23 protein-coding genes and 1 pseudogene are annotated in these 23,303 nt (G+C 52.3%); 11 read left to right on the top strand and 13 right to left on the bottom strand.

Going from position 1 to position 23,303, the window contains the following annotated elements; genetic code table 11:
* Position 1: 1 nt before the first annotated feature.
* The 7 genes from ACLIN2_RS08970 (at position 2) to ACLIN2_RS08940 (ending at position 6,579) form a co-directional block, all read left to right on the top strand.
* Positions 2-1,024 (top strand): ABC transporter ATP-binding protein, encoded by a 1,023-nt coding sequence (locus ACLIN2_RS08970; RefSeq protein WP_411503846.1) that lies wholly within the window; start codon positions 2-4, stop codon positions 1,022-1,024.
* 3 nt (positions 1,025-1,027) lie between these two features.
* A complete protein-coding gene (locus tag ACLIN2_RS08965) occupies positions 1,028-2,020 on the top strand; it encodes an ABC transporter ATP-binding protein (RefSeq protein ID WP_411503845.1) in 993 nt (330 codons plus the stop codon).
* A gap of 244 nt (positions 2,021-2,264) precedes the next feature.
* Positions 2,265-3,065 carry a sensor histidine kinase gene (locus ACLIN2_RS08960; RefSeq protein ID WP_411503844.1) on the top strand — a complete coding sequence of 267 codons (801 nt, stop codon included), beginning with the start codon at positions 2,265-2,267 and terminating at the stop codon, positions 3,063-3,065.
* Positions 3,062-3,766: a response regulator transcription factor gene (locus ACLIN2_RS08955; RefSeq protein ID WP_411503843.1), complete on the top strand. Its 705-nt coding sequence runs from the start codon at positions 3,062-3,064 to the stop codon at positions 3,764-3,766. The genes ACLIN2_RS08960 and ACLIN2_RS08955 overlap by 4 nt, the downstream gene beginning before the upstream one ends.
* Positions 3,763-5,088, top strand: a complete 1,326-nt coding sequence (locus ACLIN2_RS08950; protein WP_411503842.1) for a sodium:solute symporter family transporter — start codon at positions 3,763-3,765, stop codon at positions 5,086-5,088. Before ACLIN2_RS08955 ends, ACLIN2_RS08950 begins: the two co-directional genes overlap by 4 nt.
* Positions 5,089-5,115: 27 nt before the next feature.
* A complete protein-coding gene (locus tag ACLIN2_RS08945) occupies positions 5,116-6,012 on the top strand; it encodes a DMT family transporter (RefSeq protein WP_411503841.1) in 897 nt (298 codons plus the stop codon).
* A gap of 123 nt (positions 6,013-6,135) precedes the next feature.
* Positions 6,136-6,579, top strand: coding sequence for a hypothetical protein (locus ACLIN2_RS08940; RefSeq protein WP_411503840.1), 444 nt, complete (start codon positions 6,136-6,138; stop codon positions 6,577-6,579).
* 59 nt (positions 6,580-6,638) lie between these two features.
* Here ACLIN2_RS08940 and ACLIN2_RS08935 read toward each other — a convergent pair whose 3' ends face one another.
* From ACLIN2_RS08935 to ACLIN2_RS08915, 5 genes and pseudogenes are all read right to left on the bottom strand, one after another.
* Positions 6,639-7,472, bottom strand: coding sequence for a carbohydrate ABC transporter permease (locus tag ACLIN2_RS08935; RefSeq protein ID WP_411503839.1), 834 nt, complete (start codon positions 7,470-7,472; stop codon positions 6,639-6,641).
* Positions 7,472-8,398, bottom strand: a complete 927-nt coding sequence (locus ACLIN2_RS08930) for a carbohydrate ABC transporter permease (RefSeq protein WP_411504526.1) — start codon at positions 8,396-8,398, stop codon at positions 7,472-7,474. The genes ACLIN2_RS08935 and ACLIN2_RS08930 overlap by 1 nt, the downstream gene beginning before the upstream one ends.
* Before the next feature lie 44 nt (positions 8,399-8,442).
* A pseudogene (locus ACLIN2_RS08925) lies at positions 8,443-9,464 on the bottom strand (ABC transporter substrate-binding protein).
* A gap of 52 nt (positions 9,465-9,516) precedes the next feature.
* Positions 9,517-9,777, bottom strand: a complete 261-nt coding sequence (locus tag ACLIN2_RS08920) for a hypothetical protein (RefSeq protein ID WP_411503838.1) — start codon at positions 9,775-9,777, stop codon at positions 9,517-9,519.
* A gap of 259 nt (positions 9,778-10,036) precedes the next feature.
* Positions 10,037-10,525 carry a YdhK family protein gene (locus ACLIN2_RS08915; RefSeq protein ID WP_327932029.1) on the bottom strand — a complete coding sequence of 163 codons (489 nt, stop codon included), beginning with the start codon at positions 10,523-10,525 and terminating at the stop codon, positions 10,037-10,039.
* A 154-nt stretch (positions 10,526-10,679) separates the two neighbouring features.
* On the opposite strand from ACLIN2_RS08915, the gene ACLIN2_RS08910 reads away from it, so the two are divergent.
* Complete coding sequence (locus tag ACLIN2_RS08910; RefSeq protein ID WP_411503837.1) at positions 10,680-11,555, top strand: AraC family transcriptional regulator; 876 nt, start codon at positions 10,680-10,682, stop codon at positions 11,553-11,555.
* 52 nt (positions 11,556-11,607) lie between these two features.
* Here ACLIN2_RS08910 and nagZ read toward each other — a convergent pair whose 3' ends face one another.
* Genes nagZ through ACLIN2_RS08895 form a run of 3 tightly spaced genes read right to left on the bottom strand, consistent with a single transcriptional unit; the run spans position 11,608 to position 16,667 of the window.
* Positions 11,608-13,728: a beta-N-acetylhexosaminidase gene (gene nagZ / locus ACLIN2_RS08905; protein WP_411503836.1), complete on the bottom strand. Its 2,121-nt coding sequence runs from the start codon at positions 13,726-13,728 to the stop codon at positions 11,608-11,610.
* Positions 13,725-15,413 carry a serine hydrolase domain-containing protein gene (locus ACLIN2_RS08900; RefSeq protein WP_411503835.1) on the bottom strand — a complete coding sequence of 563 codons (1,689 nt, stop codon included), beginning with the start codon at positions 15,411-15,413 and terminating at the stop codon, positions 13,725-13,727. Before ACLIN2_RS08900 ends, nagZ begins: the two co-directional genes overlap by 4 nt.
* Before the next feature lie 6 nt (positions 15,414-15,419).
* Entirely contained in the window at positions 15,420-16,667 is a 1,248-nt protein-coding gene (locus ACLIN2_RS08895; protein ID WP_411503834.1) for an exo-beta-N-acetylmuramidase NamZ family protein, read from the bottom strand.
* Positions 16,668-16,891: 224 nt separating this feature from the next.
* On the opposite strand from ACLIN2_RS08895, the gene ACLIN2_RS08890 reads away from it, so the two are divergent.
* Together ACLIN2_RS08890 and ACLIN2_RS08885 are read left to right on the top strand one after the other, a co-directional pair.
* The gene (locus tag ACLIN2_RS08890; protein WP_122924559.1) at positions 16,892-17,188 is read left to right on the top strand and encodes a transposase; all 297 of its coding nucleotides are present in this window, start codon (positions 16,892-16,894) and stop codon (positions 17,186-17,188) included.
* A gap of 323 nt (positions 17,189-17,511) precedes the next feature.
* A complete protein-coding gene (locus ACLIN2_RS08885; RefSeq protein ID WP_411503833.1) occupies positions 17,512-17,685 on the top strand; it encodes an IS3 family transposase in 174 nt (57 codons plus the stop codon).
* 69 nt (positions 17,686-17,754) lie between these two features.
* Here the strand turns inward: ACLIN2_RS08885 and ACLIN2_RS08880 are convergent, their stop codons facing one another.
* The 4 genes from ACLIN2_RS08880 to ACLIN2_RS08865 are packed head-to-tail and all read right to left on the bottom strand — an operon-like array spanning position 17,755 to position 21,221.
* Positions 17,755-17,919, bottom strand: coding sequence for a hypothetical protein (locus ACLIN2_RS08880; RefSeq protein ID WP_411503832.1), 165 nt, complete (start codon positions 17,917-17,919; stop codon positions 17,755-17,757).
* Positions 17,907-19,088 carry a serine hydrolase domain-containing protein gene (locus ACLIN2_RS08875; protein ID WP_411503831.1) on the bottom strand — a complete coding sequence of 394 codons (1,182 nt, stop codon included), beginning with the start codon at positions 19,086-19,088 and terminating at the stop codon, positions 17,907-17,909. The genes ACLIN2_RS08880 and ACLIN2_RS08875 overlap by 13 nt, the downstream gene beginning before the upstream one ends.
* A gap of 23 nt (positions 19,089-19,111) precedes the next feature.
* On the bottom strand, positions 19,112-20,254 hold the full coding sequence (locus ACLIN2_RS08870; protein WP_411503830.1) for a P1 family peptidase: 1,143 nt from the start codon (positions 20,252-20,254) through the stop codon (positions 19,112-19,114).
* 31 nt (positions 20,255-20,285) lie between these two features.
* Positions 20,286-21,221 (bottom strand): dipeptidase, encoded by a 936-nt coding sequence (locus ACLIN2_RS08865; protein WP_328210257.1) that lies wholly within the window; start codon positions 21,219-21,221, stop codon positions 20,286-20,288.
* A gap of 127 nt (positions 21,222-21,348) precedes the next feature.
* Here ACLIN2_RS08865 and ACLIN2_RS08860 point away from each other — a divergent pair, with 127 nt between their 5' ends.
* Complete coding sequence (locus ACLIN2_RS08860; RefSeq protein WP_411503829.1) at positions 21,349-22,242, top strand: LysR substrate-binding domain-containing protein; 894 nt, start codon at positions 21,349-21,351, stop codon at positions 22,240-22,242.
* 66 nt (positions 22,243-22,308) lie between these two features.
* Here ACLIN2_RS08860 and ACLIN2_RS08855 read toward each other — a convergent pair whose 3' ends face one another.
* On the bottom strand, positions 22,309-23,265 hold the full coding sequence (locus tag ACLIN2_RS08855) for a Gfo/Idh/MocA family protein (protein WP_411503828.1): 957 nt from the start codon (positions 23,263-23,265) through the stop codon (positions 22,309-22,311).
* Between the last annotated feature and the right edge of the window lie 38 nt (positions 23,266-23,303).

Genomic DNA, 23,303 nt, shown 5'->3' with positions numbered 1-23,303 from the left:
CATGCCGGGACAACAAGAAAAAATCCTGGACGTTCGCAATCTGCAAACGCACTTCTTTACAGACGATGGTGTCAGCAAGGCCGTCGATGGCGTTGATTTCTCTCTGAACAAGGGAGAGACGCTCGGTCTCGTTGGCGAATCAGGCTGTGGAAAAAGTATCACATCCCTTTCGATTTTGCGATTGATTGCCAGTCCTCCGGGAAAAATTGTAGGAGGAGAAATTCTTTTCAAAGGCCAAGACCTGCTGAAAAGATCCGAGCCGGAAATGCGTGCCATTCGCGGCAACGAAATCTCGATGATTTTTCAGGAGCCGATGACCTCGCTTAATCCGGTATATACCGTGGGTGAGCAAATCGCTGAGGTATTGCGACTGCACCAGAACATGGGACGAAAGGAAGCTTGGGATAAAGCCGTGGAAATGCTGAGGCTTGTCGGGATCCCTTCACCGGAAAAACGGGCTACACAAGAGCCGCATGAGCTGTCCGGTGGTATGCGTCAGCGCGTAATGATCGCCATGGCACTCGCTTGTCGTCCGGAAATTCTCATCGCTGACGAGCCTACCACTGCACTGGATGTAACGATCCAGGCGCAAATCCTGGAGCTGATGAAAAAGCTGCAGATAGAGCTCGGCATGAGCATCATCATGATCACCCACGATCTCGGCGTTGTTGCGGAGACGTGTGATCGCGTGGCCGTTATGTACGCAGGAAAAGTCGTGGAGTACACCACTGCGAAAAACCTGTTTGAAAGCCCTCGCCACCCGTATACGATCGGCCTGATGAACTCCCTCCCCCGCCTCGATGAAGACGTGGAAGAGCTGCAGGCGATCAAAGGGAATGTTCCAAGCCCGTTCAACATGCCACTGGGCTGCCGCTTTGCCCCTCGTTGTCCGCATGCGACACCGCTATGCGAGACTCGCTTGCCTGAGCTTCTCGAGCAAGCAGACGGCAGCCAGGTACGGTGCTGGATGTACACTCCGGAATGGGATGGACAAACGAAGATGGCTACGGAAACGGGGGTATAACACATGACTGGACTCGCTCCAAACGAGAAAAAACCGTTGCTTCAGGTAAACAATCTCAAGCAGCACTTTCCGATCAAAGGCGGCATTTTTGGCCGTACTGTCAACCATGTAAAAGCGGTAGACGATATCAGCTTCACCATTTTTGAGGGCGAGACGCTCAGCATCGTTGGCGAATCCGGCTGCGGGAAATCCACGACGGGACGTGCGATTCTGCGCCTGGATGAACCGACGAGTGGCTCTGTATTGTTCGAAGGAAAAGACCTGCTCGCCATGTCCAAATCGCAAATGCGCGACATGCGAAAAGATCTGCAGGTCATCTTCCAGGACCCGTTCGCTTCGCTCAATCCAAGGCAATCCGTTTCCCAGATTCTTGGAGAAGCTTTGGCGATCCAAAACGTCATTCCTGCGAACAAACGCCGTGAGCGCATCATCGAGCTGCTCAGCTACGTAGGTCTTCGCCCGGATCAGATCGACCGTTTCCCGCACGAATTCTCCGGCGGACAGCGCCAGCGGATCGGGATCGCCCGTGCCCTCGCGATGCAGCCCAAGCTGATCATCTGTGACGAGGCCGTTTCTGCTTTGGACGTTTCCATCCAGGCGCAGGTGCTGAACCTGCTGAAAAGTCTGCAGCGCCAGTTCAAGCTGACGTATTTGTTCATCTCCCATGACCTCGGTGTCGTGCGTCACATTTCCGATCGCGTCATGGTGATGTATCTGGGTAAAGTCGTAGAGATCGCGGATAAAAAATCGCTGTTCGACAGCCCGAAGCATCCGTACACCCAAGCGTTGCTTTCGGCGATACCGGTACCAGATGTGACCAAGAAACAGGAGCGAATCATCCTGCGCGGCGATGTTCCTTCACCGATCAACCCGCCAACGGGCTGCCGTTTCCACACACGCTGCCCTTTTGCGGTTGAGCGCTGCAAGACAGAAGTACCTGGCCTGACGAGCCTGCATTCCACACACCAGGTCGCATGCCATCTCGTTGAACAATAAATCATTAAAATTGATAAAAAACCTCTACCGAGGCATGTTCATGGAGGAGCGACCGCGTTTTATCGGAAAGTTTCACCGCCGTAATGCCAGATGCGGACGCTGAGGTACTTCGTTATGCGCTCCAGAATATAAAAACGTTCATGTTTTTATATTCTTTTACGTTAAAAATGAAAAGCAACACCTTCCTCATGCTATGATGGACTGTAGCAAATCAAGTGAGAAATCATCGTACAGAAGGGATCTCATGATTAGTTTTGAAGGTTTCACGTTGCTCATTCTGTTCTTCATTTTGGCTCCTATCATAGGAGCTATTGCTTTATTGTTTCTGTTTATTTTTGAGAAGCGGATCGACCTGTTGGAAAATCGAAACGTGAAAATCGAGCTGGAGAAAGAGCTGCAGCAAGCCTTGTACAACCAGCTGAATCAGCAAATCCAGCCTCATTTTTTGTTCAATACCTTGAATGTCATCCTCAGTCTGGCCAGGCTGAACCGGACGCGCGAGCTGGTGCGTGCACTCGAGGTATTGTCCCAGTTTCTCAAATTCAAGTACAAGTCGACGGAGCCGCTCATCTCGCTGCAAAGAGAGATCGACTACACCGAGCAATATTTGGAGATTCAGAAGCTGCGTTTTGGCAGCCGCCTCTCCATCCAGCTCGACTGCGCGGATGATCTGTTATCTGCCTGCATCCCTCCGTTCGTCCTGCAGACTTTAGTCGAGAATGCTTTCAAGCACGGACTGGAGCGCAAAATGGGAGAGGCGCTTCTAGAGATCCGAATCAGCTCAGAAGACGAAGAAGTCCGTCTCGAAGTCATCGATAACGGATCTTCGGGCATGGAAGACCTCTCTCATGAGGCTCCCCCGACAGAGGAACCTCAGCTGGAAAAGAGCGGCCACGGCTTGGACAACATCCGCCGACGGCTGCACTTATGCTTTGGGGACCATGCCCAGCTGTCTTTATCCCCTATAGAAGAAGGCGGAACGCAGGTGCTGGTCGTATGGCCTTTTGTATTATGCGACCCCTATGAGAGTGAGGTGAGAGGATGAACGTGCTGTTAGTGGATGATGAACCGTTGGAGCTGGATCAGCTCGAGTTTCTGATTCAGCCCATGTTTCCCTTGTGGAATCTATACAAGGCAGCGGATGGTAGTCAGGCCATGGCGATCAGCCAGAAGGTGCCTCTTCATCTCGCCTTTCTGGATATCAATCTTCCTGGAAAATCCGGCCTCGCCTTAGGCGAAGAGCTGCGTGCCCAGCATAGTGACATCGATCTGATCATTGTCACTGCCTATCAGGATTTTCACTACGCCAAGCAATCGATCCGACTCGGCGTGGAAGACTATTTGACCAAGCCGGTCATCGAGAGTGAGCTGGTGGAGATCCTGCAAAAGTATCAGAAAAGCCCTGCTCTGGCTGCCTACACGCGAATCATTACAGACGCGATGAACATCATCCACCAGAAATTTGCGGAGAAGCTCAACCTGGCCGATCTTGCGTCAGAGGTGCACATCAACCCGACCTACCTCAGCCGGCGTTTTCACGAGGAGGTTGGCGTCTCCTTTTCCGAATACTTGATGCAGTACCGGATTCAGATGTCGAAAAAGTTTCTGCTCGCCCATCCGGACTGGAGCATCTCGACGGTAGCCGAACGGACAGGCTTTAACAGCCAGCATTACTTCAGTACAATTTTTCGCAAAGTCGTGGGGAAAACGCCTAAAGAATACCGGGACAAGGGGAATGCATCTTGACCTACCAATCCTTTCGCGAGTACGTCTTAGGCGCTTTTCATATCGGCATCGGACTAGGTGTCGTCTCCATCCTCGCCAGGTGGGTGACGGGAAATACCATCTTTGGCTCCCCGGAAGCATTGGTCAAATACGGCATGTTCGGTGGAATCGGCTTCTCTTTGATGGGTGCTTTTGCCCTGATCGCCTTTGGCTGGCTCGGCCGCAAAGTCCGCAGTGATTTGGCTGGCGGAATGACCATCGGTGACTACATGCGCAGCAAGCTGCATCCCTTTGGTTATTGGGCCATGATCGCTATTCTGCTCATCACCAGCATCGAGGGCATGTTTGTCCAAGGCATGGCTGGCGGCGTGCTGCTGAACATCCTGTTCGGCTTGCCGATCCCTCTGGGCCTGCTCTGTTTTTTTGTCTTCTGTGTCCTGTTTGCAGGTATTGGCGGCATTCGAACCATTCATCGTTTTGCGAATGTGCAGATCGTGATCACCTTTGCCACGGCGATCTTGATTCCGGTTTACTTTTTTATCGGAAAAGGGGTCGAGCACGTCTTCAACGGCTTGCGGCTCTATCATCCGTACCTGTTAGTGCTGAACAATCACGAGGGAATGCTCTTCATCGTGACAGGCGTGCTGATCGGCTTCGGGCAGGTATTCGTCGATCAGGCGACGTGGCAGCGGCTCTATATGATGGAGGAGAAAAAAGTCGTCCCTACCTTTCTCTTGTCTGGCTTGATCTTTGCTACAATCCCCCTCGCCTTTTCGGCCATGATCTTCATCGTGCTGTTTTCCGGCGGCTTTCATGACATCTTTTCCCTGTTGTTTGAGCTTGTCAGAAAGATCGATACACTGTTTTTGCTCGTGCTTTTCGTGCTCTGTTCCTTTGGCGCCATCACCTCTGCCTTCGGAGCCGGGCTGCACTCGATGATCAGCCTCATGGTGAACAACGTCTATCAGCTGTTTCGACCGGAAGCGAGTGAGCGGCAAAAAATTCGTCTCGGCTACACCCTCGCAATCGTGACTGGTGCAGTCTCCTTTTGTCTGACGTTGTACTTTACGCCGACTCTGCTCGACCTTCTCTTTTTCTTTGGCATTATTTACGCCTCGCTGTTCTTGCCCGTGATCGTCATCATCCTGACGAGGGGCAGAGCGAGCAATTTCATCATCATCAGTGCCATTGCCGGGCTTGCGAGCGGGTACATCAGCAGGCTGTACGTGGACAACATGAAAGCGATCTGGATCGCGTCGTCTGTCACGGCCCTCGTCCTGCTCCTTTATTTGTGCATTGCCAGCGTACACAAGCACTACATGCGCACGAAAGCCCGTACTTAGCTGCACTTCGGAAGGAAAGAATGTCACATGCTGCGCTCCTATCTTCTGCTCATCTTTTGCGTCACGGCATGGGGGAGCAACTTTGTGTTCGGCAAAATGCTTGTCTCAGAGTTCTCCCCCTTGCTTTTATCCGCCTTGCGCTTGCTGTTCATCACGATCTTTTTGCTCATCTGGGCTCGCGGCCGCCTTTCGATGCCCACTCTATCACGGACGGATTGGCTGCTGCTCGGCACACTCGGGATCGTCGGTGTCTTCATCAACCAGTGGTCCTTTTACAAAGGTCTTGTCTCGGCTGATCCGACCACTTCTGCGCTTGTATTGGCTTTGACTCCAATCGTCACGGCAATGTTGGCAGCAATATTTCTGAAGGAGTCCCTGACCCCGCGCATGGCGATCGGCTCTGTCATCGGTACCGCAGGCGTTCTGTTCGTCATCTACAACGGAGCCGAGCTGCATTTTGACGCTGGCATCCTGTGGATCTTTTTGACGATGATCACCTTTGCCATCTCGATTATCCTCGTTCGACTGCTTGGCCATCGACTGCCGCCGCTCGTCACGACTCTTGCATCCAATCTCATAGGGGTTGGCTCGATGCTGCCGTTCGTTCTGATCAGCGCACCTGCAGCGACCGTCAGTCTTCAGCTTTCTTCGTGGCTTCTGTTATTCGTGACAGCTGTCGTCATGCACGGGATCGTCACCTTGATCTGGAATAGTCAGCTGCAAAAGGTCGGTGCCGCCAAAGCGGCGATGTTCTCCAATCTGGAGCCTTTTATCGCCATGCTCTTCGGTTTTTTCCTGCTTGCCAAGCCCGTCACGTCAGTACAGCTCCTCGGTGCGCTTCTGATTATTGCTGGTGTGACATTGACAACGACCTCCAAGGAAGCGACAACAAAGCGAAACGAAAGCCTTTCCTTATCCAACTAAAAAAGTCGGAATAAATACAGCAGGTCAGTTGTGATTCCCCCTCGCACTCCTTTATACTAGTAAGTATCTGGGTTTCCTGGCGGATCAATGATGCATACTACATACAGGCGAGGAGGAGCTTTCATGTCTACCGTCAAGCTTTCACAATGGGAAATGATGCTGCTGGAGACGGCTCGTGCCAACGGTTTTGTCGATGAAGAAATCATCCACAAGCTGCGTACTGACAATCGTCATGCCTTCGCAGATGTCGAGGGCGGCCGCTACGATTTCAGCGATTTGTTCGAGCTTGCCCAGCAAGATCCATTCACATTGGAAACAGCCATTCGTGAGGGCTATCAAATCAAATTCACGACGATCAACGGTGTCAAGTTCCTGCTGAACAAACGCTTTGGACTGACTGCCGAAACAGATTATCAGGTACAGGAAACGGCGCTGGATCAAATCCGTTTGACGGATGACGCACTCGCTGACGTACATTCTACGCTTTCTCCAAACTGGCGTATTATCGAGCTGGAAAAACAGCCGGTTCAAAAAGAAACCATCGTTCGGATCGAGCTGGCCCAATAACAGTATGAAAATGAGAAAGAGCACATCCTCTGTGAAAAGGATTGTGCTCTTTTCGGTTCCTACCCTTTTACAGCCCCCTGTGTCAGCCCCTCCACTAGGTATTTCTCGCAAAAGGCGAACAGCAGCATGGTCGGGATCACAGACAGCACGGTGGCTGCCGACATGGCCCCCCACTCGATGTCGTACTTTTTGATGAAAGCATTCATGGCGACTGGGATCGTCTTGACGGACTCCTCGTCGATGAACAAGACCGCCATGATCAGCTCGTTCCAGCATTGGACAAACGCGAAAATAAAGGTCGCGGCAATGCCCGGCAGCATAACGGGTACGATGACCCGAAACAAGGCATGAGTTCGCGAGCAGCCATCTATCATCGCCGCTTCCTCCAAAGCGTTTGGAATCCGCTGAAAAAAGCCGGACATGATGATGGTGCAAAAAGGGATCAGCATCACCGTGTAGACGAGCATCAGCGATACCAGACTGTTAAGGATGTGCATGCGTGACATCATCACGTACAGGGGCGCCATACCGATGAACATCGGGATCATTTGGGTGAGTAAAAATCCGAGCATCACCTGTCTTTTGCCGCGGAAGGAGAAACGCGCCAGCACATACCCGCCCAGCATCGCAATCAAGACGACCACGGAGGAGGCAACCAGCGATACGAGGAAGCTGTTCCAGATGTACACCTGAAAGTGAGAGATCCGAAAGATTTCAATGTAGTTGAGCAGCGTAGCCGATTCCGGCCAATAGCGTATGGGCAGCTCAAAAATCTCCTGCTGTCCTTTGAGCGAAGTAATGACGATCCAATACAGCGGGAAGATCGCGAATGCCAGGAACCCTCCCAGCACGACGACCCTGCCTGTTTTCCACCAAACGTTATCTCGCTCCATCAGAAGTCACCTCCCTTCTCCACTCGTGTCGCCTTGACGTAAAACACCGTGAACAGCAGCAAAATCAGCACGATGATGACACCAATAGCCGATGCCTGGCCGTAGTCCTGTCCGAAAATGACCTTCTCGATCATGAACGTGGCGAAAATATGCGTAGATCCGGCTGGTCCTCCGTTTGTCATCGCGTAGATGATGTCTGGGAAGTTCAAGATCCAGATGACGCGCAAAAGGATCGTCACCAGCATGGTCGGCAGGATGTAAGGCAGTGTGATTCTCCACAGCTGCTGGAAACGACTGGCCCCATCCATCGCGGCTGCTTCGTACAGCTCTTCCGGGATCGATTGCAGCGCCGCCAAAATCATGATGGCGAAGAAAGCCACTCCGTACCAGATGTTCGCGATGATGACGGCCGCCATCGCCCAGATTCCATCCGCCAAAAAAGGAATAGGGACATCGATGAGTCCCGTTTTCATCAGCAGATCGTTGATGACCCCAAACTGGGCATTAAACATCCAGCGCCAGATCAGCCCGATCAAAAACCCCGACATCGCCCAAGGAAAAAACACAAGCGCCTGATAAATTCCTCTGCCACGAAACCTCCGCCGCATCAGTAAGGCGAGAGTCAATCCAAAAAGCAGCTGGAAAAACAGCGAGCATACGACCCAGAAAAAGCTGTTAAGCGCTACTCGAGGGAAGTCAGGGCTCGTCACGACATTGACAAAGTTGTCCAGTCCGATGAATTGTATGTTCAACAAATCAAAGAGGGTGTAGTTTTGAAAGGACATGACGACTCCACGCAGGAGCGGATAGTACGTAAAGACAGCTACGAACAGCAGGGCCGGGAAGAGGCACCAGAAAATGAACTGGCCCTCTCCCTTCAGCCGAAACGGTTTTTTTCGCTCTGCAGCCGCCCGCTTATTCGTCATGACGACGGGCTTCTCTGATTGCACCTAGGACTTCCTCCCTTCGCCTATTTCCGCTCTGCTTTTTCTTTTGTCCAATACTCATCCCATTTTTTCAGCAGGTCTTCAGCCGTGATCTTGTCGAGCAAATAGCTCTGAATATCTTTGTCGGCCGCGCTTTGCCATGCTCCCCAGCCCTTGTAATCAACCGGTCTGGAAACGTCGATGAAAACGTCAGCTTGTGCGTTCATATCGATGAAGGCTTTGAAATAGCCTGTCTTGTAAAACTCGTCCTCGGCTGCTGTTTTGACGACCGGAATGACCGAGGTCCGCTTGGCATACGTCGTACTTTGCTCGGGATCGGAGAGAAATTCGATCAACTTCCACGCCTCATCCTTGTGCTTGGAGTATGCTGTCATCCCCCAGCCTGGACCTCCGACGACCTGCTGCGCCACTCCGGACGGTCCGATCGGAAGCGGAGCTGTCGCCCAGGTGCCCTCTTTCATTTTTTCTTTTGCTCCATCGATGACGTCCGGGTCCTGAATCAGCATAGCGGTCGACCCTGAAACGAAGCCCTGCACCATCTCCTGGAAGCCCCAGCTGACAGAATCGGCAGGCGACGCCTCTTTATAGAGCTGTTTATAGAAGTTCATGGCTTGCAGAGATTCCGGAGTCGCAAACACGGTACGTCCGTCCTTTAAGAAAAAAGCAGAAGCAGGATCGACCTCTTTGCCGTTATACGCCCAGATGGTGATCAGCGCATAATCCCAGCCAGTCGGTCCTCCGCGGAAGCTGTAGCCGTAGCGGTTTTTAGCCGGGTCTGTCAGCTTTTTCCGGCAGCCAGCAGTTCATCCCACGTTTTGGGCACCTCCAGACCCGCTTCTTTCAGCCAGTCTGTCCGATAAAACAACACGCGCTGGTACAAGCCATTTGGAATGTAGTACGGGGTGTTATCCACCCAGGTCGCCCGTCGCTTGGCGATATCCGTCAGCTGGTCGTAATTCGTCCATTTGTCCGTGTACGGCTTCAGATTTTCAATAAAGCCGTTCATGGAAAACTGCTTCGCATTGAACTCACGCACCTCCAGCACATCGAGCTCTTCTTTGGCCATCAGCATCTGGGTAATTTTCTGATCGGCCCCTTCAAAAGGGGGGGGAAATCAAATCGACCTTGATGCCAGGATTTTTCGCCTCGAACTGTGCCAGCAATTCCTTGAGCAGCTCCGTTCTCTGTGGACCCGTGATACTCTCCACCATCTTCAGTGTAACGGTCTGCCCAGCTTGACCATTGCCTCCACCAGAGCTAGCAGCTGGCGGATTGCTTGCAGACTGGCTACACCCGGCGACTAGCCCCACAGACAGAGCCAGACTCAGTACAGCCGAGAACCATTTGGAAACTTTCATGCACAAACCCCCTCAATCTACGGATGAATGCCAGTGCGCTTGCATTGTACTAAATATTCAGAATAGTAAGCTTCAATATATTCACCTCTTATTTCACTTTCTTTACCATTTGTTGGGTTTTATTGCTGGCGTCTTCGCTGCGGTTATACTGAAGAGGTAGCAGCCTTTTCTTCCCCCAAAAAGAAACGGCAGCCCGGACCGAAGAAAAGTCCAAGACTGCCGCTATTGCTCACGATTCTATTTTCACTGCTTAGGGTCACTACGGCTTGGCAATCTCGCTCTCGATGACCCACTTGTGGTTCTTCACTTCTCCGCCGCCAGTCGTTGGCGTATAGTCAACCATGTAGACCGTAGTGGATTCTGCCGATTCGATTTTGGCGGAGGCATCCATCATTCCTTTTTCGTGATCGGCTTTCAGAATGACCTCTGTTCCCGGCTTATACGCGGTTGTTTTGTGATTTTTGATTTCTTCTTGAATGATCCATTTATGGTTGGTCACTGGCGCTCCACCTGTTGTAGGCGTGTAAGTAACCGCATAGGCCGTCGTATCGTAGGCAGCAACGATCTTGCCTTTTGCCCCTTTCATCCCGGGCATATGGTCTGCATTGATGATCACATCACTACCAACGGGAAAGGCCGCTTTTTGCACATCCTTGACCCCTTCTGGTGCCTTGGAAGTGTCCGCACCGCAAGCACTCAAGCCCATTGCAGCAACGAGCATCAACGTAATCAGTCGCAGTTTTTTCATTCAAAAACACCTCCATTTTTCATAGTCGTCCACATGAACAGTATACACATTGTGACGAGCATGTCCAAATTCGCCCCGTCTTTCCTGTGCACGGATAGTCGGAGCTCTCCCTTCAATCCTTGCTATTCTACTAGATGAAAAGGAGGTCTGCCGTATGGATTTGCTGGAAAAGCTGAATGACGCCCTCTCGTACATCGAGGATCATTTGACAGAGGAAATTGATTTTCGTGAAGTGGCGAGGCTGGCGGTTTGTTCCGAGTATCATTTCAAGCGCATGTTCCCGTTCCTCACTGGTGTGTCGCTCTCCGAGTATATCCGTCGCAGAAGACTGACTCTCGCCGCATTCGAGCTGTCAAATACGGACGCTCGCATCATCGACATCGCAGTCAAATACGGATACAGCTCTGCTGATGCTTTTACGAGGGCGTTTATCGCGCTGCACGGAATCACTCCCTCGGAGGCGCGCCGTCACGGCCATGTGCTAAAAGCTTATCCACGCATGACCTTCCATTTATCAATACAGGGAGGTACAGAAATGAACTATCGAATCGTGGAAAAAGAAGCGTTCACCATCATAGGCATCCAAAAACGAGTCCCCATTCAATTCAACGGCGTAAATCCAGAGATTGCCGCCATGTGGGCAACGCTGGATGAAGCTGCTATTCACCTGCTGAAGAGTCTGTCCAACGTCGAGCCTAACGGGCTGCTCAGCGCTTCGACGAATTTTTCGGAAGGGCGGATGGACGAGAAGGGAGAGCTGGACCATTACATCGGTGTAGCCACGACATCCGCATGCCCAAGTCACCTGACTGCACTCCAGATTCCCGCTTCGACCTGGGCGGTATTCGAGGCAATCGGTCCATTCCCGGATACACTGCAAAACGTGTGGGGACGAATCTATTCCGAATGGTTCCCCTCCTCGATCTACGAGCAGGCGCCCGGTCCTGAAATCTTGTGGAACGAGCACAAGGATGTCTCATCCCCTGTCTTTCGCAGCGAAATATGGATTCCGGTTGCGAAGCGAGCCTAAATAATGAGAAAGATCCAGCTGCCCATGCTGGATCTTTTGGCTTGCCCTTCGGCTATTCATTGCTCCCCGTTTGCTCGTAGGATAACCCATGTCCATACGGATACAGGACATTTCCTTTTCCGTCCGGGATCGTCACTGGCAGTCTTCCCCTCGGCTGATTTCCGCCAAAAAGGGTGTCCGCCATTGCGGCAAAGCTGGCTGTGCGGTAGCCGTATTGGACGAGGTACGCATCGACCAAAGGATAAGCCATGATATCGTAGGGATTGCGGATGGCTACGCCTACTACAGGCCCTACCCTCTGCTCGATGAGTCGCCTGTACTCTTTCATGAGCGGGTCCTCCATAGACCGGCCCTTTACATCCGAAGTGTAGGAAGCGAGAATCACCGAATCTGCCTGGATCACCTGCTTCCACTGCTCTGGGGTAAAGCCTTTGTTTCCTAGGTGGACAGGGGTTGTTTGGGCGTGATATTTCTGAATCGCTTCTGCCAGCTTGTCGACGTACTCCTTGCCCACTACTGCAATTTTCTGGGCTTCCGTCAGCTTCAGCGGCAGCACACCGCTGTTTTTCACCAACGTGATGGAGCGCAATGCCGCTTCCGCCTCTACCTGCCTATGCTCTGCCGATCCATTCACTTCCCGCGCTTTCATCTGCTTGACCTCGATGCTCTCTGGGTCTTCCTCTATCAAAATCCCACGCTTGATTTTCAAGGACAGTATCCGTCTGACGGACTGATTGATGCGCTCCTCGCTGATTTTCCCCTTTTTCACCGCGTCCACAATACCGGCTATGACCTTATCCAGTTCAACCGGCATCAACAGGATGTCTGCACCTGCCTCAATGGCTCGGAGCGAAGCATCCACTGGCCCAAAATGATCGGAAATAGCCTGCATATTCATTGCATCCGTAAAAATCACCCCATCGAAGGCGAGCTGCTCCCGGATCAAGCCTGTGATGACTTTGGGGGAGAGGGTGGCGGGGAGAGCGATTTTTGACCCGTCCTTTTGAGACAGCACCGTTGTCGCATCGATTTTGGGAAAGGTGACATGAGCCGTCATGATCGCGTCCACTCCTGCCGTGATCGCTTGGCGAAACGGCAGCAGCTCCAGCTGCGCGAGTCGTTCGAGATCATGGGGAACCTGAGGCAGACCTAAATGGGAATCGACCGCTGTATCTCCGTGCCCAGGAAAGTGCTTGACCGTTGCCACGACTCCGTTTTGCTGAAGCCCCCGCATATAGGCCACCCCGAGCTCTCCCACCAAATTCGGATCTTCCCCGAACGACCTCACTCCAATAACGGGGTTGTCCGGGTTGTTGTTCACATCCATGTCAGGGGCAAAATTGGTGTTGATCCCCAAGCTCGCGAGCTCACTTCCGATGACGTCGCCAGCTTTCCATGCCAACAGCTTGGAGCGAGCTGCCCCCAGTGCCATGTTGCCAGGCAAATCCGTTCCTTGCTGCAGCCTGGAGACGACGCCTCCCTCCTGGTCAATCGCGACCAGAAGACCGTATTTTTGCGCAAGCTGCTGGTATTCATGCACGAGGCGTACCGTCTGCTCTGTATTCCCGACATTCTCCCGAAAAAGAATGACACCACCCACCTGATTCCTCTTGATGGTTTCTGCTACTTGCGGCAGCAGAGTGGTTACGTTTTTCCCTTGCACCCGGCGAAAATCAGGCATCATCATTTGCCCGACCTTTTCCTCCAAGGTCATGTTCGCAATCGATTTGCCAATGACTTGATAGCGTTCTCCCTTTTGCTTGATTACAGTCACCTGGGGTCTTCCCTGCTCCCGGTATACCAGCTCGATCCGATCCTCTACTCTGCCGTCAGAAACAGAAAGAAAGACGGTGCCTTGGTCACTGGTAAAATGAACCACCCCCTGTCGATCGACGGTGGCGACATTCTTGTTTGAGCTTTTCCATTGCAGTCGTCTTGTCACTTTCTCGACATGACCATCCCGATACACATGAAGCGCCTGCAGAGACAGCGTGTCGCCGATCCGCTGTTCCTTGATCTCGGGCAGATTCAAATGAATGAGCAGGTCCGGGATCTGCGCCTGTGCCTTCACATTCGACGGATAACCCGACGTCCCCGTGTTTACGAGTACAGCGAGCAGCACAACCGTACATACGAAAAAAACGGTGTGCATACGACCTTTGCTTTTGGTCATCTGTCTTCCTCCTTCCTCGTTTGCTCCAGCTTCCAGCCTTCCGCTTTCCAGATAACGCTCAATTCCTCACCGCTTGGTTGAAGAAGGACAGGCTGATGGAGAAACCAGCCTCTTCCGTTAATCGTCTCATCTGTCGCGTATCGGAAACGCACATAGCGCGTCCCCTGCGGCACCTGCAGCGACACCCGCGTCCAGTCGCTCTCGCCTGTAGCCGGGCTTCCGAGCAGCCTCCATTCCTTCCCGTCCACGGAAGCTTCGATGTAGCCGAAATCGTACTCATTTTCCAAGCGATACCATGTGTCAAAAGCAAGTGTGCCGCCAGCCGCCAGATTTGCGGCCGCGGTTAGCGTTGCCTGAGCATCGTCCCCCATTCCCGCGAACCAGGCTCCTTCCTGCCAAGGGATATCAACGGGGATCGAACGGGCGACTTGCCGAAAGACCTGATTTCGAAGCGGCGTGATCGACTCGGTATCGCGGATGGGGTGCACCCGGTTCGTAAGCAAGATTCCGATCGTCTCCTGATTGGGACTGACGACGAGGGAGGTCCCCGTAAATCCGGTATGCCCCATCGATTTGCTGTCGCAAAGTGCGTCCATATACGTACCACGAGCCAGCTCCCACCCGAGGCCTTGCTCGTCTCCAGGAAAGGCTGGCAATTGATTTTCCGTCATCCAAGCGACAGCCTGCTCGGACAAGATCCGCTTTTCTCCGTAGCTTCCTCCATTTAGCATCATTTGCGCGAAAACAGCCAAATCACGAGCGGTGCCGAAAAGTCCTGCGTGACCTGACACACCTCCAAGCGACCAGGCATTCTCGTCCTGCACTTCTCCCCAGACAAGCCCGCGCTTCGGCACAGATTGGTATTCCGTCGCGGCGATATGCTCTCGCAGCTGTCCAGGTGGCTTGTACATGGAATGCGACATGCCCAAGGGCCTAAGGATGTTCGTTTGAACGTAGGCATCGAGCGTTTGTGCAGAGAGCTTTTCTACCACAGCTCCCAAAACGATCATGTTCAAATCACTATAAACATAGGCGCTCCCCGGCGGTTGAACGAGTGGCTGATCCAGTACGTACTGCATCCGCTCTTCCCGACTTTTGCCTTTCTTGAACAGGTGGATATACGCTGGAAACCCTGACGTATGCGACAACAGCTGGCGGATCGTGACTTGCTGCTTTCCGTTTGCTGCAAAATCAGGTAAATAGCGGGCGACAGGAGCATCCAGCTGTAGAAGTCCTTGATCGACGAGCTGCATAACGGCTGTCGAGGTAAACAGCTTGCTGATCGACGCCAGATCAAAAATGGTGTCCGTCTGCATGGCAACGGGCCGCTGCATGGGCGTGAACTCATCGTCCTTGTATTTAGCCGCGAAGCCATAGGCCTGCTCTTTGACGATTACCCCTCTTCTCGCCACAAGCATGACGGCACCGGGTATCTGGTTTTGCCGGATGGCAGCTTCGAGTTGCACATCGATTTCGCGAAAAGGCTCCTCTGCCATCCCGACCTCGGACGGTTTACCTGACCGAAGGATGTTCAGCGATTTGCCGGGGCCATCCCATGCATGAGAGATGGGCTTCGCCACGGGCTTTGCCTTTTTTTCTCCTTCAGGCCCATCCATCGCGAGAGTTGACCACGTGGTGACCATGCAGAGGCACAGCATGATGACAGCGCCTGTGCGTTTTTTCATTCTTCATCACTCCGAGCTGTACAGCAAAAAAAGCTTTCGCTGGTTTTCAAAGCTATGCAATCTGTCCTGCCATTGGACCACGATCTCGTCCACAGAGGTTCCTTGGTCGATCGCTTTGCGGACCGCGTCCGTCCCGATCAGCTTGTCGATAAAGTGGTCATGACGCCAGGCAAAATGCTTCGGATACTGCTTTTTCACTTCTACGATCACAGAGAGGGCTGAACGGATGGGATCATACGCCTCGCGATCCGTCACATAAAACTGCACTCCGCCTACGTTTTTGCCTGCGTGCTTGGAAAAGGCTGGCTGAAAGTACGCCTCGCGAAACGCAACGCCGGGCAGCTTGAGCAAATTAAGTCTCTGCGCGAGCTCCCAGCTGTTGATATAAGGCGCCCCGATCCATTCAAAGGGTCGCGTCGTCCCCCGTCCCTCTGACAGGTTGGTCCCTTCAAACAAGCCGTTCCCCGGATAGACAGTCGCTGTATCCACTGTGGGCATATTCGGAGAGGGCGGCACCCAGGGCAAGCCTGTTTCTTCATAGGACATCCCCCGCTTCCACCCTGTCATGGGGATGACGGTCACTTTCACTTTGGCACCAAACTCCTTTTCCAGATACTGCTTTTGGATATATCCAGCAAGCTCACCTACAGTCATCCCATGGCGAACAGGAATGGGATAGAGTCCCACGAAAGACTGGTACGGCGGCTCGAGCACAGGACCCTCTACTTTTTCGCCGCCGATCGGATTGGGTCGATCCAACACGATAAAAGGCTTGTCAGCGATGGCCGCTGCTTTCATCGCGTAAGCCATAGTGGCGATGTACGTGTAAAAACGAGAGCCGACATCCTGAATATCGTAAAGAACCACATCGACATCGCGGAAAAGGCGAGCAATCTCTTTTGGCTTCTTTTCGTACAGATTATAAAAAGGCAGGCCCGTTTTCGGATCGCGGAATGAGCCGGTTGCCTCACCTGCTTGTTCGGTTCCACGGACCCCGTGCTCCGGTCCGTACACGGCAACCAGCAAAAGCTTTCGGGCAAGCAAAGCGTCAACATCATGAACGAGATTCCTCGTAACCCCCGTTTGATTCGTGATCAAGCCGATCCGTTTTCCCGTGAGCATTTCGGGATTTTCCAGCAAACGTTCGATCCCGGTCTGGACGATGGGCGTATCCTGTTTGGCGGCTGCCCCCCTCGAAACCGAAACAGCCAGAAGCAGCGTCAGGAAGAGCCGTACTCCTACGGATGACCTCATCCTCTTTCACCTCAAGTATTTTCTTCTCATTATGGGTTACTTTTGATGCGGGCAACCCTTCCCATCAGGTGAGTCCAAACATTAGAAAACTTGGCTCCACGAAGCTTTGTGGTATAAATTCTTACTGTAAAAAAAAGAGCGCACCCCTGATCGTGATATGATTCCCTCATAGTAGACAGAAAAAAGCAAGCATCTTACTCTGTCTATTATGGGGGGATTTTCACATGGGAAAAATTAGGACAACGTATGATACTGCTTTCAAGAAAAAAGCGGTTGATCTATACCTGAAAGACGGGATGGGTTACAAGAGCGTAGCGAAAGAATTAGGAATCGATCACTCTATGGTGCGTAGGTGGGTGGAATATTTCCAAGCGGAAGGACTCGCTGGCCTTGAAGAAAAGCGAGGAAAAGCAAAAGGTCCTGGCATGGGAAGACCACGAACAAAGCCCGAAGATCCAGAGGCCAAAATCAAACGACTTGAAGCGGAGAATGCCTTATTAAAAAAGCTCTTAAAGATGTGAAAGGTGGAATGGATTCGGTACCGTGCAACCAAAAGTTTGCTGTCATCCGCAAGAAAAGGCCTTATTACGGTAAAAAAGAAGTATATGTCATTTCAGGTAATCTGTTGAACAGGGATTTTCACGCTTCTAGAGCAAACGAGAAATGGGTGACCGATATTACCTATGTAATTTTTAATGGGCAAAGGCTATATCTATCGCCGTTAAAGACTTATATAACAATGAGATCATCACCTATCAGCTTAGCCAAAGAAATGATCTAAAGCTTGTCATGGATACAGTGAAACAGGCAAGAAAAAAACGGAATGTGAAAGGAATCCTCCTGCATGGAGAATTTCTTTAGCCATTTCAAATCTGAATGTTTTAATCGTTACACCTTCCGTACGAGTAAAGAAGTGAAGTATGCTGTCAAGCGCTACATCCAATTCTACAACCAGCAACGTTTTCAGCAAAAACTAAACAACCTAAGTCCGTATGGATATCGGACTCAGGCTGCTTAATGTTGCTTTTTTATTTCTGTCTACTTGGCAGGGGTCAGTTCAGATCGAGGGTGCGCTCTCTGTTTCTTCTTACTCTGCTCTCGTCAACATCCGCATCCCCAGAAGCACTGCCCATGCCTGCTCCCCGGCTTCAGGCTTGAAGAAAAAGCGGAGCGGCATTTCCGTTGCGACAAAGACCAGCGTGTCCACTCCACTCGGGCGCAGCTCTAACTCCGTGCCCGCTACGTCCGCCACCGGAGTGCCATCCCGCAAGAAAATGCGCGCTTGTCCTCCCTCACGGAGCTGTATGTACCCATCAGTCTAGCCAGCTCGTCTGGCGATGCCGTATATTGCGGCTCTCGCTCTTCCCGTCTTTCCAAAGGAAGACCCAGACATGCATTAATGGCAGTCAGCCAAACATCGCGGATCGGCACCTGGTCGATGTTGGACAAGACGGTCACGACGAGCTCTTTTTCCGGCACAAAGCCAAAATGCGAGGAGACGCCTGGCTGACCGCCACCGTGCTCGACCAGCGTAACGCCTTCTGCATAAGCAGGGACCACCTTCAGTGCATACCCGTACCAGGCAGATCTCGTCAGCTGATGCACAGGCTGCCACATGCTGCGAAGCCATTTCTCTCCAGCAAAAGCTCGCTCCCTCATGCGCCCGCCCTTTACGTACAGCTCGCCGTATTTCAAAAGATCCAGCACGTTGGAGCGAATCCCACCGCCCGCTTCATAGTTTCCGATGCTCGGCCATTCCACTCGCAGCGGCTGCGACTGTCCCGGCTGATTGACATAGGGCACGGAAACATCCTGCATACGTAACACTTCTTCCAGACTGTACGTCGAACGGTTCATGCCCAGTGGTTCCAACAGTTCAGCGGTAATGTAGCGCCGAAACATCCGTCCGCTCACTCGCTCGATGATTGCCCCCAGAAGCAGGAACGTATCATTGCAATAACTGAAGTACTCCCCTGGCTCGCCCAAAGGCTCATAGGCAGCCGATGCTACGTAATCCAAGTGGTCATCGAAGTAATTTAATTCCTCTCGGCGCGTCATCGGCGGCACACCGGTCGTATGGGAAAGCAGGTGATGAATTTTTACACGAGAAGGATCGCTTCCGTCGGATAACCGGAACGCAGGGAGATGCACAACCACCGGATCGTCCACAGACAGCTTGCCTTCAGCAGCCAGCTGCATGATCGCCGCAGCGGTAAAAGACTTGCTCACAGAGGCAATCCCAAAGATCGTCGCAGGCGTAACAGGCTCTAACGTCTCTCTATCTCGCACGCCAAAGCCTTTCTGGTAGATGACTTCTCCCCCACGCGAGATGGCGACCGCAAGTCCGGGTACTTGCTCTTTCTCCATGAAGCTCTCTACAAACGCTTCAAAAGCTGCCTCGTTCCACAAATGATTCGTCACTGGACGCTCCCCCTTTTCCTTCTCTATTGATTACTGAATCTTTCGAACGGAAAGGCGTAAACGGTATTTCCTTTTCTGCCTGTCGTTGTCTTTGCCTGGGAGAGAGAATTGTAGATGGCTTCCTCCGTCGCCTCTGCTGCTGCCGCAAACAGCTGGTTCATCACGGCATGATCTTCTCGCAGCTGCGTGCGTATCTCCGCAATCCCTTCGGCTTTATGCGGGATTTTATGCGCCGTGGAAAAGGCAATCACGATGTCTCCGCTACCATGCCCGAAATGACTGCCTGTCCGTCCAAGGCCGATCCCCGCGCGTTTTGCCACCCGCAGCAGCTGGCGGTCACTGAGCGGTGCATCTGTTGCCAGCACCATGATGATGGAGCCATCGGTAGGCTTCTCTACAGCAGGAAGGGGGTTTTCCCCCGCAGGGAAGAAGTTCTCTCGCGCAGGAAGGGGGTTTTCCCCCGCAGGGAAGGAGTTCTCTCGCGCAGGAAGGGGGTTTTCCCCCACAGGAAACAGCTTGTCGACCAAAAACTCCTGCTTGCTCCCGAAATTGCTCAAGACAAGCACGCCGACAGTATAGGACGCGTCTGGTGCGGACACGATGCGGGAGGAGGAGCCGATCCCCCCTTTATACCCAAACGTGACCATGCCTGTTCCTGCTCCAACCGCGCCTTCTTCAACGGGTCCGTTCGTTGCCTTCTGGATGGCCTCGATCGCGTCCTGCGGCTGTACCACGCATCTGCGTATGGAATTCAGACTGCTGTCATTGCACTCGCCGACTACGAGATTGATCGTCCCTGTCTTATCTCCGATTTCTTCATGTCCTGCAAGCATGTATTCGAGCGTCCCCTGCGTGACAGCTGGGACGGAAAAGGTATTGGTCAGCATGATCGGCGACTCCAATACCCCGAGCTCATTGACCTGCACCAGTCCTGTCGTTTTCCCAAAGCCGTTGATCACATAGCTGGCAGCGGTCACTTTTTCCCGAAACAGACTGCCACCGTGCGGCACGATTGCGGTGACACCTGTGCACGCATATTCCTGGTCTCCCTCCAATTCGCGCTGGATCGTCACATGTCCCACGCGAACATCAGGCACGTCTGTAATGTCGTTCTTCTCTCCTGTTGGCAGCTGCCCGATCGTTACCCCGTACTCGCGGATTTTCATGCCTTTGCTCCTCCTCTTGTTCACAATCCTCTTACACCGGTCGATTTCGCAGAAAATTCTCACCGGCAAATCCGCGCACTTCCTCCTCGGAATAATGCTTCAGCAGTTCATTGATGAGATTTTGGGTCGTTCCCGCGTGCTCCAAGCCCACGACCTTGTTCGTAATTCCATCAAAGTCAGAGCCAAGACCGATATGCCGCACTCCCCCCAGCGCACAGAAGTGATCGATATGGCGAATCATATCCGCGATTGTAGCCTCGCCTTCTTCTTTTACGAACATCGGGCAGTAGACGACGTGCACATTTGCCCCTTTGGCAAACATCGCTTTTGCCTGCTCGTCCGTCAGATTGCGCGGGTTGCTGCACACAGCTTTCGCGTTGGAATGGCTGGCAATCGGATACTTGGCGATCTCGAGCGTTTCCCAGAAGCTTGTCTCACTCAAATGGGAAACATCCGTCAAGATCTTGTGCTCGTTATGGAATTGGATGATTTCTTTGCCAAAGGTGGTCAGTCCCGCATTTCTCGGCTCCAGTACACCATCTGCTGCGAGATTGGCATTGTTCCAAGTCAGACCGACAGCACGCACGCCCAGCTGATACAGGATGTGCAGCTTTTTCAGGTCGCTGCCGATTGGCTCTACGCCCTCCAGAGTCAGCATCGCCCCGACCTGTCCGTCCTCCAGACGATCAAAGTCGCTCCATTCCCGAATCTGCTTCATCTGCGGATTGTTGCCCAGCACGTCTTTGTAAAAGTAGTGGATTTGATCGAGTGCCGCTTGAAAACGCTGCTCTGCCTTCATATCAGCGTTGGTGTAGATCGCAAAGCATTGTACTTTGACCCCGCCTTGCAGCAGCCGTTCCTTGTTCACATCCAGCTCTGCGGAGTCAGCAAAAGAGATTTCTCCGTTTCGTTCCCATAATTTCAATAGCGCATCGCAATGCAAGTCAATCACGTTCATGGCTGCCATCGGTTATCGCCTTCCTCATCTAGGTTCTAGCCAGTCTTATGTTTTTACGTTAATGTAATTGTAACGACATATCCAATAAAAGATTGCTATAGGCGTGTTCAAAATTTTGCATAATGGAGCCATCCCTATGAATATGGAACAGATCGAAGCATTCATTTTCGTTGCTCTCACAGGAAGTTTCAGCAAAACGGCGGAGCTGCTCTACCTCTCTCAGCCGACGGTCAGCATGCGGATCAAAGCCTTGGAGACATCCATGGGCTGCAAGCTCTTTCAGCGGACGGGTCATACGATTTCGCTGACAAAGGAAGGCGATCTGTTTCTCCCGTACGCGAAAAACATTTTGCACATGCTGCAGGAGGGGCAGCAGGCCATCCAGCGCTCCTACGGAGATGTGGAGGGCGAGCTGGTCATCTCTACCGTTTTTGTCGCAGCCTTTTACATCCTGCCTGACCTGGTAGAGCAATTTCAAAAGCTTTATCCCAAGATCAAGCTGACCATCCTCACCGGGCACTCTCATCAGGTTCTGGACATGGTGCTGAATCACGAGGTATCGTTTGGCATCGCCCGTGAAGTGACCCACCCGCAGATCAACCGGATTCAGCTCATGCCGGATGATATGGTTCTCGCCATCTACCCGGAGCATGCCTTTTTCACCCGACATCAGGTTTCGATCGAAGAGGTCGCACGCGAGAGACTCATTTTGTTCAATCGCGGATCGCTGGATTGGAAGCTGATCAGCAGTGCCTTCTCTCACTATCAGCTGCAGAACAACGTCGTGATGGAAGTAGACAATATTGAAGTCGTGAAACGGATGGTCAAACAAAAGCTGGGCATCGCCTTTCTTCCCCGCTTCTCGATTCAAAAGGATTTGTCCGAGGGTGAGCTGTTGGAAGTATCCGTTCAAAACCTGCCCCAGCTCAACCGGAATTTTGAGCTGATTTACCTCAAGGATACCCCGCTCAACGGCATCATGCGCACCTTTATCGACTTTTTGATGCAAAGCAAGGTACTTCAAATGTAAAACAAATGGTAGAAAAAAAACCGCGAGATTTCCCCCGCGGCTATTTTTCTTTTCCAAGGCTGATGATTACTCGTTCCCCAGCAGTGCCTCTAATACTTTTTGCACCTTAACGCCAGTCTCGAACGTCACCAATCTCGCTTCCTTGCCCTCCATCGCTTGCGCAAACTCATCGAGCAGCAGGGTGAGTCGATCGATCAAAGGAATCTCCACCAAAGATGGCGCCTGATTATCCCCGCCTATGAAGAGATTGGTCCAGTTTTGCAGGCTGAGCGTCCCTTCTGTTCCGTAAATGCGGTAATCTAGATGCTCCACATGCGCGATGCCTGCCAAGCCGTTGATCGTCATCGGCGTACCGTCTGCCAAGCGCAGGAAGGCCGATACCCCTGTCTCGCATGCTTCTGGATCAGCCGGATAATCTACTTCCGAACGAACGACCTCCAAATCCCCAAACAGCGCATACGTCAAATGAGTGAAGTGAGGCAGTACTTCCCGGATGAAGCCGCCTTGTTCTCTGCCGGAGAGCCAAGGTGTTTGCTGCCAAGGCCGCGGCCATTGATGGAAATGTGTGAGGATATCGACGCGCCGAATCGTTCCCAGCTGAGCGATTCGATTCTTCAGCTCAGGAAAAATCGCCTGATAGAAGGTCGGGAAATTCATAGCATGAACGACTCCTGCCTCTTTTGCTGCCTGCAGCATTTCCTCTGCCTCAGAAAGCGAGTTTGCCAACGGCTTTTCGCAAAGCAAATGCTTTTTGGCCGCGAGCACATCCAGGGCAATCGCATGATGGAATTTCGGAGGAACTGCCAAATAGACGGCATCCAGATCTTCACGGGCGAGAAGCTCCCGATGGTCGGTATACCATGCTGCATCCCCACTCAGCTTTGCCGACTCCTGTGCCCGCTCAGCCGATACATCGCTGATCGCGGCAATACGAAACAGACTGTGCGTACGAAGCGCATTCATCATCCGCTCCCCCATCACACCTGCACCAATGACCCCTATTTTGTAAACTGGCTTACTCATCTGGGTATCCCTCGTTTCTTGTTATCTGATCAAATTTT

Origin of the sequence: Brevibacillus centrosporus (assembly GCF_046622605.1) — a bacterium.
Classification (GTDB): domain Bacteria; phylum Bacillota; class Bacilli; order Brevibacillales; family Brevibacillaceae; genus Brevibacillus; species Brevibacillus centrosporus.
Note: the sequence above shows the minus strand (reverse complement) of the source record. Positions and strands in the feature narration are given on the sequence as shown.

Excerpts from the sequence above, each read along its gene's own strand:
- ACLIN2_RS08920 (WP_411503838.1), bottom strand. The coding sequence starts at position 9,777 with ATGAAAGTTTCCAAATGGTTCTCGGCTGTACTGAGTCTGGCTCTGTCT.
- ACLIN2_RS08895 (WP_411503834.1), bottom strand. The coding sequence starts at position 16,667 with ATGAGGTCATCCGTAGGAGTACGGCTCTTCCTGACGCTGCTTCTGGCT.
- ACLIN2_RS08940 (WP_411503840.1), top strand. The coding sequence starts at position 6,136 with ATGTCTACCGTCAAGCTTTCACAATGGGAAATGATGCTGCTGGAGACG.
- ACLIN2_RS08970 (WP_411503846.1), top strand. The coding sequence starts at position 2 with ATGCCGGGACAACAAGAAAAAATCCTGGACGTTCGCAATCTGCAAACG.
- ACLIN2_RS08890 (WP_122924559.1), top strand. The coding sequence starts at position 16,892 with ATGGGAAAAATTAGGACAACGTATGATACTGCTTTCAAGAAAAAAGCG.
- ACLIN2_RS08900 (WP_411503835.1), bottom strand. The coding sequence starts at position 15,413 with ATGAAAAAACGCACAGGCGCTGTCATCATGCTGTGCCTCTGCATGGTC.
- ACLIN2_RS08930 (WP_411504526.1), bottom strand. The coding sequence starts at position 8,398 with ATGACGAATAAGCGGGCGGCTGCAGAGCGAAAAAAACCGTTTCGGCTG.
- ACLIN2_RS08885 (WP_411503833.1), top strand. The coding sequence starts at position 17,512 with ATGGAGAATTTCTTTAGCCATTTCAAATCTGAATGTTTTAATCGTTAC.
- ACLIN2_RS08935 (WP_411503839.1), bottom strand. The coding sequence starts at position 7,472 with ATGGAGCGAGATAACGTTTGGTGGAAAACAGGCAGGGTCGTCGTGCTG.
- nagZ (WP_411503836.1), bottom strand. The coding sequence starts at position 13,728 with ATGACCAAAAGCAAAGGTCGTATGCACACCGTTTTTTTCGTATGTACG.
- ACLIN2_RS08955 (WP_411503843.1), top strand. The coding sequence starts at position 3,062 with ATGAACGTGCTGTTAGTGGATGATGAACCGTTGGAGCTGGATCAGCTC.
- ACLIN2_RS08870 (WP_411503830.1), bottom strand. The coding sequence starts at position 20,254 with ATGAAAATCCGCGAGTACGGGGTAACGATCGGGCAGCTGCCAACAGGA.
- ACLIN2_RS08865 (WP_328210257.1), bottom strand. The coding sequence starts at position 21,221 with ATGGCAGCCATGAACGTGATTGACTTGCATTGCGATGCGCTATTGAAA.
- ACLIN2_RS08910 (WP_411503837.1), top strand. The coding sequence starts at position 10,680 with ATGGATTTGCTGGAAAAGCTGAATGACGCCCTCTCGTACATCGAGGAT.
- ACLIN2_RS08965 (WP_411503845.1), top strand. The coding sequence starts at position 1,028 with ATGACTGGACTCGCTCCAAACGAGAAAAAACCGTTGCTTCAGGTAAAC.
- ACLIN2_RS08855 (WP_411503828.1), bottom strand. The coding sequence starts at position 23,265 with ATGAGTAAGCCAGTTTACAAAATAGGGGTCATTGGTGCAGGTGTGATG.
- ACLIN2_RS08915 (WP_327932029.1), bottom strand. The coding sequence starts at position 10,525 with ATGAAAAAACTGCGACTGATTACGTTGATGCTCGTTGCTGCAATGGGC.
- ACLIN2_RS08960 (WP_411503844.1), top strand. The coding sequence starts at position 2,265 with ATGATTAGTTTTGAAGGTTTCACGTTGCTCATTCTGTTCTTCATTTTG.
- ACLIN2_RS08860 (WP_411503829.1), top strand. The coding sequence starts at position 21,349 with ATGAATATGGAACAGATCGAAGCATTCATTTTCGTTGCTCTCACAGGA.
- ACLIN2_RS08945 (WP_411503841.1), top strand. The coding sequence starts at position 5,116 with ATGCTGCGCTCCTATCTTCTGCTCATCTTTTGCGTCACGGCATGGGGG.